This is a genomic window from Mucilaginibacter sp. (genome assembly GCF_039921305.1).
GTDB lineage: Bacteria > Bacteroidota > Bacteroidia > Sphingobacteriales > Sphingobacteriaceae > Mucilaginibacter.
Map to the genome: position 1 here is coordinate 20,034 of NZ_JBDSCA010000020.1, position 13,648 is coordinate 33,681.

7 protein-coding genes are annotated in these 13,648 nt (G+C 40.2%); 1 reads left to right on the forward strand and 6 read right to left on the reverse strand.

Annotated elements, in window-relative coordinates; genetic code table 11:
• Positions 1-6 precede the first annotated feature (6 nt).
• From ABIN91_RS04700 to ABIN91_RS04725, 6 genes are all read right to left on the reverse strand, one after another.
• A complete protein-coding gene (locus tag ABIN91_RS04700; RefSeq protein WP_348048992.1) occupies positions 7-3,162 on the reverse strand; it encodes a DUF6298 domain-containing protein in 3,156 nt (1,051 codons plus the stop codon).
• Positions 3,163-3,198: 36 nt separating this feature from the next.
• Positions 3,199-4,875, reverse strand: a complete 1,677-nt coding sequence (locus ABIN91_RS04705) for a polysaccharide lyase (RefSeq protein WP_348048994.1) — start codon at positions 4,873-4,875, stop codon at positions 3,199-3,201.
• Between the two features lie 526 nt (positions 4,876-5,401).
• Positions 5,402-6,388, reverse strand: coding sequence for a hypothetical protein (locus tag ABIN91_RS04710; RefSeq protein ID WP_348048996.1), 987 nt, complete (start codon positions 6,386-6,388; stop codon positions 5,402-5,404).
• Positions 6,389-6,450: 62 nt separating this feature from the next.
• Positions 6,451-8,352: a RagB/SusD family nutrient uptake outer membrane protein gene (locus ABIN91_RS04715; RefSeq protein WP_348048998.1), complete on the reverse strand. Its 1,902-nt coding sequence runs from the start codon at positions 8,350-8,352 to the stop codon at positions 6,451-6,453.
• A 21-nt stretch (positions 8,353-8,373) separates the two neighbouring features.
• Positions 8,374-11,541: a SusC/RagA family TonB-linked outer membrane protein gene (locus ABIN91_RS04720; protein ID WP_348048999.1), complete on the reverse strand. Its 3,168-nt coding sequence runs from the start codon at positions 11,539-11,541 to the stop codon at positions 8,374-8,376.
• Positions 11,542-11,597: 56 nt separating this feature from the next.
• Positions 11,598-12,278: a DUF3826 domain-containing protein gene (locus ABIN91_RS04725; protein WP_348049000.1), complete on the reverse strand. Its 681-nt coding sequence runs from the start codon at positions 12,276-12,278 to the stop codon at positions 11,598-11,600.
• Between the two features lie 470 nt (positions 12,279-12,748).
• Here ABIN91_RS04725 and ABIN91_RS04730 point away from each other — a divergent pair, with 470 nt between their 5' ends.
• Entirely contained in the window at positions 12,749-13,642 is an 894-nt protein-coding gene (locus ABIN91_RS04730) for an AraC family transcriptional regulator (protein WP_348049001.1), read from the forward strand.
• Positions 13,643-13,648 lie beyond the last annotated feature (6 nt).

Here is a 13,648-nt window from a genome sequence, read left to right on the forward strand (position 1 = left end):
TTCTATTTATTTGCGTGATGCCCACATAATTACAGCACCACCATTTGGCGACTTTAATTCGGTTTCTTTACCACCGCTAATATTTCCATCCTCTTTAATCACCCGGCCATCGCGTGGGTTTATCCAGCGAACGGTATAACTACCTTTTGCATTAGACAAATTCAAATGAATAGCATCAGATGAACTATTATAAACTATGTAACCTTTATCAGGATTACCTAAAGCATATTGCCCTTGTGGCTTACCGTCGAGTTCCATGACATTCATGGCTGAAGCATCGACCGTAAATTGCGGATTAACAACAACCGGTATGTTGGCCAATGACCCACCGCCAATGAATACCGCCCATGGGGAATTTTCATCATCCGAATAAATTACTGCTTTATCGGGATACTTGATACGGTATTCGCTTACAGCACGATAAACTGATTCAAAGGATGAGGCTTTAGGTTTTAACAAACGCTCATGCTGACGCGGTGCTAAACTTTGTCCGCCTGCCGGGGCATAAGTTTTACCATCGGCCTGGTAGTGCCAATACTTAATATCGATCACGTTAATTACTGAGGCACGCGCAGGATCTGCCAGAATAGCATCCTGAACATCCTTGGTAGTACTTAAACCAATGATCTCAGTTTTTTTATTGTCTGTTTCCCATTGTTTAATGTTATCAACCCAAAACTGAACAAAGTGCAGCGGACCGGTAAACTCCTCACCTATCAATTGAATAACACCCGTGTTATCTTTAAAATTATCTAAACACTGGCGAACAAAAGCGATGTGCAGTTTAGTTAAAGCAGGATCTTTTTCGTTATAAAATTGCTCTGCCATAAATATCCGCTTATCTCCGGCAAACGGCACAGGCTCAGGGAAACTGGTATTGTTGATGTTATTAGCAGTACGCCACGGGAAATCGGCATAGTGCGCACCTGCCTCTATGATGTTATGTTGAAAATAATTTTGATGAATTAATACTAACCCTTTTTCATCGGCCAGATCGGCAAACTTTTTCAGACGGCTCCAATACCATGGGTTATATTTGGTAAGGTCATATTTACTTAATCCATCCCAACCGCTGCTTTCGCCACTGCGCGCGAATGGAAGCTCATAAAATGGCGGCCATACATCACCATCCATCCGGCGGATACGTTCGTGATCATCGCGACGGCGATCATACCACAAAGCATAATTATGCTCATAGGTTAATACATGCTGGCTAACCATTTTATTGGTCATACTATCCAGATCATCCGTCAATCCATTGCCGGTACGGCCAGGTACATAGCGTGTTACCGATGGTTTAGCTTCTCTTAATCCGTTAGGGTGAACACTGCCATTCCACCACGGCGAATCATAATGCCTGCCGGTTAAAACACTATTTCCGCGTACTACCCAACCATTAATAACCTGCATCGGCGCAGCCGTTTTAAGCGCTACAGGTACTTTAATGCCTATCTCGTCAATTGTTTTAGCTCCTGATGTAGATGTTGGGATCGGAGTTCTTTTAGCAGATTGATCTATCCAATCAGTTAAAATTACTTGTGGTTTTTTGTAACGTTCTATTAATCGTTGAGCATCTTCTACCGATGGACTGCTTGAAGCAGTTGTATTTAACGGAAATATTTGTGCCAGTTCCATCGCTTTATCTTTACCGATACGATCGCTCAATTGCGCGTAATAAAAACTGCGTGGGGTGATACTGTTATTTGAATCGCCCCAATAGCCATCGCCCTGAAATTGCGCCCAGGTACCAAATGCCCAGTTTTGAGCGGTTGGTGGTTTAGGGCAATCCACTATAGCGGCGGTACAGTTCCAAAATAAGCTATTTGCTGCACTCCATCCCGCTCCTTGTCCGTCTTGCCCACGGTTTGCGTAACTTAATCGGTTGTTATCAATATTTACCACATCAAACAAAACCCCTGATGCCCAGCTATCAATTGCTCCGCTAAAACCCACTGATTGCCATGAGTTACACTGCACAAATGCATTAGGCCCGGCTGCGCAAAAGCCTACGGAATAATCATGATAACCAAATTCAGAATAGCAACGCTGGAAAAGCGTTTGCTGACCTGTAGTAGTAAAAGTAAAGCGGCGTTGCCCTCCAATTTCGGAAGTTGGGCTTAATGATTTACAATCTTCAACAGTAACACGTCTTGAGGTTTCTAATACATTTACGGCCGAACCTGCAAAGTGTTTAAAAACCACCTGCCTAACCCATGCATCGCTTGTGTTTTCTATTGTGATAGCCATCCAGCGGTGATCTTCGTCTTTGGGTTTAGCTTCATCATAATATGAACGCATTTGTAAGTTTTCGATACCTACGTTTTCAATACGACCAAGCCATTGATAAGAGGCGATAGTTCCACCGCCATAAGTACTATCTAAGGCTGTGGTTAAGGGTACATCAAATGCTATTACATCGCCTTTAACATCTACAATTTTCCTATCCCAATTAGTTTCACGGTCGCCGGGTTTCCAACCTAAGGCTGATAAGCCTCCGCCAAAACTTTCTGTTCCCAATTTATCTATCCAGGCTTTTGTTGTTGGGCGGTGTACTGTCACCATATCCCCAACTTTAAACTTAGCGGCATCAATAACTTTAACTTCGGTAGCGTTAACCGGAACGTAGGCGTTAACTATTTTAGCCGATGATTCGGTACTTTTATCATTACCGCCTAATACGCGGATAAACGTTGCACGATCTTTTCCTCCGGCAACTAAAATCGTTCCTTCTAAAGTGTTGCCACTACCACGCAATACAACGCCGGATTTGCGGATGAGTAAGCTACCTAAAACATCGTATTTGCCTTTTTCTAACAAAACTGCACCACGCAAACCACCTTTTCCAATTGGTAACGATGATACATAATCAATAGCAGATTGTATGCGTAGAGTAGCATCGCCCTTTTTAACAGGTACAACAACCTTAACATCAGCATTTGGAATAGCTTTTTCTGAAGCCATATAACCACAATAAGAAAAATCAGGAATGCGATCGCCATTGGATTCTATGGCATAATCCAGCTTACCCTCCCTACCTTCTCTAACCGGAGGCTGCGGCTTAACTACTTTAGGTTTTTGTGCGCTGGCAGGAAAAATTATAAATAAACAACCTGCTAAAAAGCAGGTTGTTAGATATGGATTAAGTTTCGATTGTGGAAACATATAAATCAGGTTAAATATCGCGATAGCAATTTGCCGTTAGTATTTAGTTACAACTGGCGGCATCAGCTTTTCGCCATTAGCGGCCAACCCATTTAAATATACTTCAATGTTAGTATAGCCACCACCATTTTTAGCTGGTTTAGCCGAATCGGACGCATTTTTAGGGTTTAAACCATGTGCAATTTCGTAAGCATCAGGTAAACCATCATTATCACTATCTTTATATGGAGTTCCTTTATAATCAGGGTAACCGCCAACTTGTTTTGGCTCTGTAATGATACCTAACTTATATGAATCTTTAGGCAGTTTACGAACCTTGAACTGGAAATCGGTATCTGTAACCATTTCTTTATATTCGATTTTGCCGGTACGGGCTTGTTCTGTAATTCGTTTATCAACAGCATCACGTACAGGTAACGTTGCACCAGCATTAGCTATAACAAACTTATAAGCATCCTGGGCACTTAGTATCTTTATTGGTGCCAGTGGCAATTGAAAAGGATGATCTGCATACATATAATCTTTATACTGGCCAGCATCAGGTAACTCTTTACCACCCTCACCTTCAACTTGTACGCCACCATCCCAATTATCTTTAGTTACCCGGGCATTGCCTTCCATAATGTTACCATTAACATACGCACGGCCAAATACTTTTTCTTTCAGTTTGCTTCTGCCCGATTCCGGTTTCAAAATACGATGCCCAACGGGTTCGTTTTTAGGTGTAACAGGACCTGGTTTAAAATAGTTATTGATAATGTTAAAGGTGCTGGTATAATCGCCTCCATCCATTGAGCGGTGGTGCCAGTTAAACACTACGTTATTTACAAAGTTATATACACCATTCCAGCCTATAGATGGATTACGGCCTGTATTATCAGCCCATAAATTACGGGTCAACAAACTATTTTCGCCACCTGTGGTACTACCGAACGAGTGATTCCAGTAATCCAAAGCTTCGGCATAGATACAGTTTTGAATAGTGATGTTAGCTGTACCATGTTTTTCTTCTTTTGAACCATCGCCGGGATCATACATATGGCGATACATTGAGAAGTTTTCGTCTAATCCCCAACTTGCCGATACGTGATCGGCAATAATATTACCAACGGGGTTACCACCTAAAGCATCGTCTCTGCGTGCCACATTGGTTTCGCCACGGCGGAAACGCATGTAGCGGATAATCACATCATGAGTATTTACCCAAAACGATTCGCCTGCAACGCAAACACCATCACCCGGAGCACTTTGTCCTTCGATAGAAATGTATGGAGCCCTAACTATAATTGGAGATTTGATACGGATTATACCCGCAACGTTAAATACAACAATACGCGCGCCGCCCTGCTCACATGCCCAGCGCAAGGTACCCGGACCGCTATCAGCCAGACTGGTTACTACCAACACTTGCCCGCCACGACCACCGAAGGTATAAGCACCGCCACCCTCAGCACCCGGAAATGCTAATATACTTGCCTGTGGCAAATCTGTAGGGCGTGCTGCCCATGGCACGTATGGTTTACCATGTTTTTGATCGTATTGTATTTTAGGCAAAGCCACGGCCCAGGCAGAATCAGATTTACGTTGATTTTCCTTCATCATGGCAGCGGCAGCATCATGCAGTTCCTTAGGTTCTTGCGGATACTGGGCTTTGGCCGATTGCGTGATTAGCAAAGCGGCTGAAAACAAAATGGGCAGTGTTATTTTTCTCATGTTTAACATTATTACAATTTAGCCTTACTTATTAATTAATAATGGTTTACAGTGTAGCATTCTGAAATAGAACTATCTGTTTCACATTTAGCATTAACGGTAAAATTATTTTTATTTAGATCTTAGGTAATTCTGGTTTGAAAATTATCTTAATTCAAATATGCAATCAATAAAAGGCTATTTCATATAGAATGTTCGCATGGTTTTATACAATATTATCACAAGGGGTATTGCGTTGTTAAATGGCTATTTTGTCGCAATGATGTTACAAATTCAACCATTATCATGGTATGTTACTATATAAGCATACATTATTACCTTGATCCGGCAACATCAAAATTGTTAATATCATACAGAAATAACATAGTTTTTATTAGCGCTATTCCCTAAAACAAATATACCATAACAAGATCATAATTACCCTAGCTTGTTAAAATAGAACGGGGAGAATGCTTTTAAGTATCCTCCCCGTTCACTAATTATTTGTTTGTAATATTACCTTGTTAAAGGCAATAAATACCCCGGCTTATCTTTGTATCTTATAATCAAAAAGCACATAAGTTTTAGGGGTAGGATTACCTTGGTTTATATAAATAATGTTTATAGCACCATATTTACCTGCGGCAGTTTTAAAGTAGATAATGTTACCGGCCACTATTGGTTTAAAGGCAGGGCTTTGAACTCCAACACCGGGTGTGTAAGTAGGCATACTAAGATTGGTAGCTGCTTTTAAAGCAGCCGTTGCTCCTGTTTTAAGCCCACCACCTGATAATAATGTGGCAAATGTAGGTGTACTTGCAATAGATATTTGTGTGGCATTTTTTGTCCATGTGCTTACATCATAAAACGTCCGTTGGCTGGCAGTTGGTGTAGAGCTTGGCGCGTAAAAAGTGTGGCCTACGGGTGTAAGTACAGGCGCAGCCACTGTGCCCGTATTTATAATATCGGTATTGAAAAAATACCCCAGATCAACCTTTGCGCTAAGGTTACCACTCGTAACATCGTTATAGCTGTAGGTAGTGCCGGTAGCTAAGTTTATATAACAAGGGTTACTTTTTGAAGTAGTATCTGGTGCAAACAGTTTTCTGTTTGTATAGTAGTAAAAATCAGGCGTTGTAGTAACCGTAATAGTAGTACTCGAACCTATATAAATACTATTGGCATCGTAAGCTACAACTTTATAGATATAGCTTCCTGCAGCGGTATCAGCAATCAGTTTTTTGTTTATACTGAACGACATCCTATCGCCGGTTTTGATGGAATCGCTGGTTACAAAAGTACCGTTCTTTTGTAATTGTACATAAGCAATTGGCTTTGTAGCAGTACCCGTATAGCTAAACTGGATACTATCCTTTCCGTTAACGGTTACATCAGCTGTTAAATACTTAGGGCCGGCCGCATTAAACTGACCTGTTAGGTTATTACTGTTAAATTTATCAATAACCTTAACGCAACTTGTTGCCATTGTTACAAGCAATGCAGCCACGTAATATATAATGGATCTTTTTTTCATTTTTGTTGTTTTTATAATGTTTAAAACATCAAACGTTTATACTAACTGAATATATTTCTATTTTATTGCAATGGATCAAACGAACCACCCGGCCAGCCTGCAGTTTGTTGCACTAAAGGGCTTGATGTTAAGAAATTTGATGGCAATGGATAAAAATAATAGTTAATTGGGTAATTGATAATAGGAGCAGTTGATGGCTCGATACTTACAATGGTTGGCGTAAAATACTTAATATAATTGCGTTTATCGGTTAATACGTTAAGCGTATCAATAAGCCTTACCGTAGTGGCACTGGGAGCAAAATCTAAATAAGTTTTAGTTGGATCAATGGTTGTTGGTTTAGCACCAGCCACAAACGGCGAATTAACTGCTAACCTAAGGCCAAACCTTTGCTTGCCGGTTAATTTTTCAAACTGGCGTGTGCGGCGCAAATCCCAGTAACGTTTACCTTCCATAGCAAATTCAACTTCGCGCTCGTTTAATAAGAAAGCTGACATTAGATCTCTGCTTGTTACTACACTCATACCATAATTATTGCCACCAGCCGCAGCTGCAGTAAATCCGCGGGCCTGACGTAATGCAATACACAAATTTTGCGCTTCTGCTAAAAATCCGGCGCCATTTGCCGCTTCGGCGTAGTTCAATAACACTTCGGCAAACCTAAGTTCTATCCAGTCCATACCGCTACCGCCAGACGTGCTGGTGTTATATACTGCCCCAGCAGCCGAGATAGTTGGATTGCTGATTTTACGACAATAAAAGCCTGTTCCCGAAGCTTTACTCGCGTCATCTAAAAAGCCGGTATAGGTCCACTCGTGACGGTTACTTTTACCGCTCAGGTTCCATATCTGGCCATTGTATGCAATGGTTTGGTTAAAACGTGGATCGCGATTTAGCCAATATGCCGTAGCATCATAACCCGAAGCAGAATTCACTGTACCATCGGGAAGGTAGGGCTGCAATCCGTTGGCCATAGGGAAGGCCGTTACCAAATTCCATGTAGGTTGGTTACTGCCACCACCACCAGTAGTTTCTGATATTGGGCGTGTAATATTCTCATTATTGGTACCATGTGTAGGGTTAACGGTTGTGGCATCTAATGTACGCCACATCATACGCTCTTTATTATTGGCTGTTTCATCAATCCACAGGTTACCTAAGCCTCCGCTTGAGCTCGGGTACAAAGCAAAACCATCGGCAACTGCCTGGTTATATGCCGCCTTACAAGCAGCGTAAGCATCATCCCACCTGCTTCTTATGTCGGTAGGGTTAAATTGTGGGCTGGCCCAGTAAAGCAATGCTTTGCCTTTGTAGGCGGCAGCTGTAGCCCTGTTTATACGGCCACCATCGGTACTTATTGCCCAGGTAGCCGGTAGCATAGCCGCGGCCGAATCCATATCTGCAGTTATTTGTTTTATACAATCACTTGATTTAGATCTTGGTACGTACAACGAATCGATATTAGGGCTTTGCACTTTTAATATAAGTGGCATGCCTCCATATATCCTTACTAAGTTAAAGTAAATATAGCCCCTCAGAAAAAAGAACTGGCCTTTAAGCTTAGCTTTAACATCGGCGCTCAATGCACCATGGTTAATACCATCTATGGCAAGGTTACAGCGGTATATCCAAAAATAATTGCTTGTATTTACGTTATTGCCTGTGGCAACATCCGGTATCTCGTTTCCGGTACCGGTTAAGGTTCCATTTAATATCGATGCTGTAGCATTACCTAACTCATCACTTGTATTATGTATACCACCGGGCGTAGGCCAGTTGGGCATAACCCTATCATAGGTGGCATTCAAAAATAACGTAGTTGCAGATTCGGTGTCCCAAATACCCGGGTCAACACCATTCAAATCCGATTTATTCAATACATCTTTATTACATGCTGCAAATGCTGCACTTATGGTTACAAGCGCCAATACCAACCGGGCTTGTTTTATAAAATTTCTTTTCATGTTAAATTATTTAATAATTTATTACAAGGTTAAATTAACACCTAACGAGAACGTACGAACCATTGGATATGTTGAGATTTTATCAGTCCTAACATCTTTATAATCAAATGGATTTATGATGGCCCATAAGTTTTCGCCGGTAAGTACCAACCGTAGGTTAGGTATTTTTAACCTATCGCCCCAGGCTTTTGGCAAATTATATGATAATGATGCATTGTTAATATAAAGCCTTGTACCGCTGCGTATCCAAAAAGTTGAGTTTTCTGATAACAATGGTGCATCAGCACGTGGGTAAGTAGCATCTGGGTTAGATGGGGTCCAATGATCGGCCCAAAAAACAGGTTGATTAAGTGAACCCGCTGAGTTAACTGTAGCGCTGGTAGGGGCGGTACGGTCGTTGATGGCAACCTTACCTCCTAATTGTAAAAAGCCGTTAACATTTAACTTTAAAGCTTTGTAAGAAACACCCCATGTCCAACCCATAGATAAAAGAGGGGTTGTGTTTTTGAATAACTGGGTTTCATCAGCATCCGTTGTGATCTTACCATCACCATTTACGTCAACAAAATCCATAAAACCTAATTGTGGTTTTATACCATTAATAGTATAGTTAGGGTTTTTAGCTAAAATACCATCTAACTGTGCCTGGTTACGTATAATACCTTTAGCCTGTAAGCCATAGTTGGTGCCATTATAAATGCTGGATAACTCTCCTAACGTTATATCCTGAGACTCGGTATTACCACCCAGCTTTCCAGGAGCGTAAAGTGCTTGTGTTGTTTGGCTATCACCCCATCCAAAATTAACATTTGCATTAAAACTCCAGTCTTTGTTGATCCGGTTATTATAACCAATGGTAACATTAGTACCCCAGGTATTGGCTTGGTTATAGTTAATTACACCAACAGAGTTACCAAATGTCCACGGAAAGATAGACTGAGCGGTTATATCCAACAAACCATCATAATAGTGCTTGTTCCACACATCAACCGATAACGTTAAATGATCGTTAAGGAATGAGGCATCAAAACCAAGCGTTTGCGATCTATTATGTTCCCAGGTTATATCAGGGTTAGCAATCTGGTTCGGATCTAAACCAACACTTACTGATGTACCAAATAAATTGGTATTGCTTGATGTAGTAAACCTTGATTTGTACAAGAATGCTGTAACCCTGTTATCGCCGGTTATACCAATGTTATACCTTATTTTTAAGCTATTAATATATTTTGAAAGATACCGTTTAAAAAAGTCCTCTTCGCTCACTCTCCAGCCTACGGCAATAGCAGGCGAGCTGCCAAAACGTTTGCCTGGCGCAAAGTTTGATGAACCATCAATACGATCGATAAATTGCATCAGGTATTTACTTGCGTAATCATATTTAACACTTAAAACATAACCTAAGTTACCGTTTTCTGTGTTGGAGGCTTGTTGTAATGTAGTAGTAGTAGGATCAAACGCGAACAATTGATCAACACCCGGAATTTGTTGGGTGGTGCGGTATAATTGAACAGCTGTAGCATTGGTTTCGTTTTGAGTACCAACCACTAAAACATCAAAAGTATGTTGTTTAATGGTACGGCTATAATCTACCGATCCGATAAGTTCGTATTGTGAAGAGCTACCTGCACTAACCAAGTATTGGTTAGAGTTAGATATGGTTTTGGGACCATTTAATGTAGTGGTATACAATGCACCATTTTGGCCTGTTGTATTAAAGTTATATAGTGTGTAAGGTACATAATAGTTTTTGGCGTTGTTTTGATAGTTGCTTTTACCAAACTGTACTTTTACAGTTAAACCTTTTATAGCATGCGGGTGAAAATCTATCGAAGAGTTAAGGTTAATTACCTGCGCGCTACTGGTTGCATAACTTCCGGAATCAAAGTATGCGCCGGGGTTCCATGTACTACCTGTAGCAGATGGCCCGGTCCAATAATTAGGGAGGCCGTTAATATACAAGGGCACCCAATTCGGAACCTGAAGTATGGCACCGAAAGTAGTGTTTTCATAATCGCTACCGCCACTTTCTGTTTTAGCTGTATTACGTGTATCTGTATTGTAACCTGTATTTAAGCTGATGTATGCAGTAATATCATCGGTAATTTTGGCCGTCATGCCCGAGCGGATATTATATTTTTTAATGGCTGTAGTACCAAAGTTTGAGCCTTCATCATAGTAACTACCACCTCCAAAAAAAGTAACCCTTTCGCTACCTCCGCTAATATTGATGGTATGGCGCTTAACCTGTGCTGAATGCCATAACTGGCTATACCAGCTTGGGTATGGGTTAGAGGCTATAAAATCAAGATCGGCCTGAGAAAACTTGGTATTAGATGCCGCGTTCTGTAGATCCAAAATATCATTAATGGCCGTAGCTTGCTGTAAACCACTCAGCATTTTAGGTTTAAAAGCGGCTGTACTGGTACCAAAATAACCGGTATAGCTAATTTGTGGTTTGCCAGGTTTTCCTTTTTTAGTAGTTACCAATACAACACCTTTATCTGCAGCTGCACCATAAATAGCTGCCTGAGCATCTTTTAGAAATGCGATAGATTCTACCAAACTTGCATCAAGGTTATCAAAATCACTTTTTTGAGCTATCAAACCATCAATAACATAAAGCGGATCGGTAGTTATACCATTAACTGCAGAGGCGGCATATGCACCCTGCAAAGTTAAAGTGGTAGTAGCTCCCGGCCTTCCTGATCCACCGGCAACGGAAACGCTAACACCTGCAATCCTGTTCATTAATGCAGTACCTAAGTTAGCTACTGGTAAATCTTCTATTTCGGCACCCTTAATTTCGGCTACCGAACCGAGGATTTTGCTTTTCAAGGTGTTACCATAACCGGTAGCAACAATAGCAACTTCGGCCAGGTCCTTTGTAGACTGGCTTAATTTAAAATCCGCTACTGCTTGGCCGGGTTTTATAGTTAACTCCTGATAATCATAACCAATGTATTTTACTGTTAATACCACACTTTGCAAATTGGTAACTTTAATTGAATACTTACCATTAACGTCTGTTGCTGTGGCAGCAAGACTGCCTTTAACACCGATTGTTACACCAACAAGGGGTTGGTTGTCGTCTTTACCCGTAACCGTACCCGTTATGGTTCGGTTTTGAGCATGTACAGTAATACTTAAAGCAAGCATTACGAAAAATAAGAGGAAAAGTTTTCTCATAATAATTCAGGTTTTAGTTTCATATTGGGTTTGTATTGATTGGTTTTATTGTTGTTTTATTGCTTTGCCGAAGCTGCTTTGATGCGTTTTTGCCATTCTTCTCCCTCCTTTTTCATATCATAGCCTTGTTTTGATAGATAGTTATTGATGCGGCCTTTGTATTTACCAAACACTTCGTGTTTTTTGTTAGATGATTCGGCATCTATAGCATGTTCACGGGCTTCAATAAGCCAGGCTTTTAATTGGGCCTTTTGTTCATCAGTTAAAGTGAGAACTTCTTCCAGGTATGCCTTGTATGTTATGGGCAATATGTTATAGGTCATTTCGTCCTTAACTTTTTCAACCTGCTCGGCACTTAGGTCAGCTCCTAATTTTAATAAGTAAGTTGCATGCATCGCATTCATTTTTTGATCCAGATCATCATCTGCTGCTTTTATTTTGGCTTGTGCAGCTGTTTTGTCGTCACCGGCCTGTTTTTTGATATCAGCAACCTGTGCATTACGCGCATCATGCACCTCATTAATAAAGCGATACTGGTTCACAATAACATCAAGCACGCGCTTATATTTTGCCTGATCGGTAATACCTAATTTGGCAACAATCTTATCGGCCCGGGAGGTAATAGTTTGGGTGTACTGAGTGGCTTTATCAGCATCAGATACTGGCGCGGTTTGCGCATAGCTTGTAATGGTTGCGGATAATGTTAGTACAAGTAATAGTTTTATAGTTTTTAACATTTTGTACATTTAAGCTTATTGGTTTCTAAATCAAATAGTATAATAGTTCGGTAATCCTTCTCTTTTCTTGTCGGATACATCCTGACAAAATCATTCGGGTTGGTTTTATTTTGTTAAGCATTTACATAAATGTAAACACTTAATTATTTTGCAAAAAATGTATAGCGTGAGCTGTTGGTTTATATATAAGTTAAAGCAGTTTATTTTTAAAACGTACTTTACCATACAAATATGGATTATACACTATGTATATTTCTGCTAATTGTTATCCACTTATTGTATAATCTTACCATAACATTCAATAGTTTTTATTAACTTTGAACAGAGGAAAAGTGCTATTATATGGTACTATAGCCTACCAATTATAACATACAAAGTTTCACTATTTACCAAGTAGCTAATAAGGTTGTATAAACGTTATTAATATTGTAAACTCATTGCATTAAAAATTAATTATTATCATTTTTAAGATGAAGCCACATTTTCTTAAAGTAGATGTTAAGCCACAAAATTCATTCAGCATCCGGCATGATGTTATACCCACTTTTAGGGGTATATGGCATTACCATCCCGAACTGGAATTACATTATGTTATTAAGGGCGAAGGCGTACGATTTATTGGTGACAATATCAGTAATTTTTCTGCAGGAGAAATTACATTACTTGGTGAAAACCTGCCCCATTGCTGGCGGTGCAAAGAGGAATACTTTGTTCCGGATTCGGGCCTGAATGTTGAGGTAATAGTTATACATTTTTTGCCCGATTGTTTGGGAAAATATCTACTAAACTTACCCGAAGCCTATCTTTTACCCAAACTTTTTGAAAAAGCTAAAAATGGCTTAGTGATTGGTGGAAAAGCCAAAATTGAACTGGCCAATTTAATGCGCCGGGCTGTAAATGCCACTAATTTAGATCGTATTATTGTATTACTATCTATATTAAAGGTGCTTGCCGAAAATGAGGACTTTAAACCGATAACGCTATCACATAACGAGTTTCATCAATCTAATGAATCTGACACGATAAGGCTAAATAAAGTTTGCTCATACACACTGGCCAATTACAAAAAAGAGATCAGCCTTGAGGAGATCTCTTCGATAGGCAATTTGAGTGTAACTTCTTTTTGCCGGTATTTTAAGCTAATGACTAAGAAAACCTATTCGGATTTTTTAACTGAAATAAGGATAAGCCATGCCTGCCGCTTTTTGATTGAGGATAAATTACCTACCGAAGTTTTATGCTTTGAATGCGGTTTCAATAATGTGTCGAACTTTTACCGCCATTTTAAAAAGATAACCAACATGACCCCGCTTGAATACAAGCGCAAATACCTGCATAACAATAATGCTAAACCTGCGGCGTAAGGAAGG

What these genes read in the sequence shown, in the direction of transcription:
- ABIN91_RS04700 (WP_348048992.1), bottom strand. Translation starts at nt 3,162, where the DNA reads ATGTTTCCACAATCGAAACTTAATCCATATCTAACAACCTGCTTTTTA.
- ABIN91_RS04705 (WP_348048994.1), bottom strand. Translation starts at nt 4,875, where the DNA reads ATGAGAAAAATAACACTGCCCATTTTGTTTTCAGCCGCTTTGCTAATC.
- ABIN91_RS04710 (WP_348048996.1), bottom strand. Translation starts at nt 6,388, where the DNA reads ATGAAAAAAAGATCCATTATATATTACGTGGCTGCATTGCTTGTAACA.
- ABIN91_RS04715 (WP_348048998.1), bottom strand. Translation starts at nt 8,352, where the DNA reads ATGAAAAGAAATTTTATAAAACAAGCCCGGTTGGTATTGGCGCTTGTA.
- ABIN91_RS04720 (WP_348048999.1), bottom strand. Translation starts at nt 11,541, where the DNA reads ATGAGAAAACTTTTCCTCTTATTTTTCGTAATGCTTGCTTTAAGTATT.
- ABIN91_RS04725 (WP_348049000.1), bottom strand. Translation starts at nt 12,278, where the DNA reads ATGTTAAAAACTATAAAACTATTACTTGTACTAACATTATCCGCAACC.
- ABIN91_RS04730 (WP_348049001.1), top strand. Translation starts at nt 12,749, where the DNA reads ATGAAGCCACATTTTCTTAAAGTAGATGTTAAGCCACAAAATTCATTC.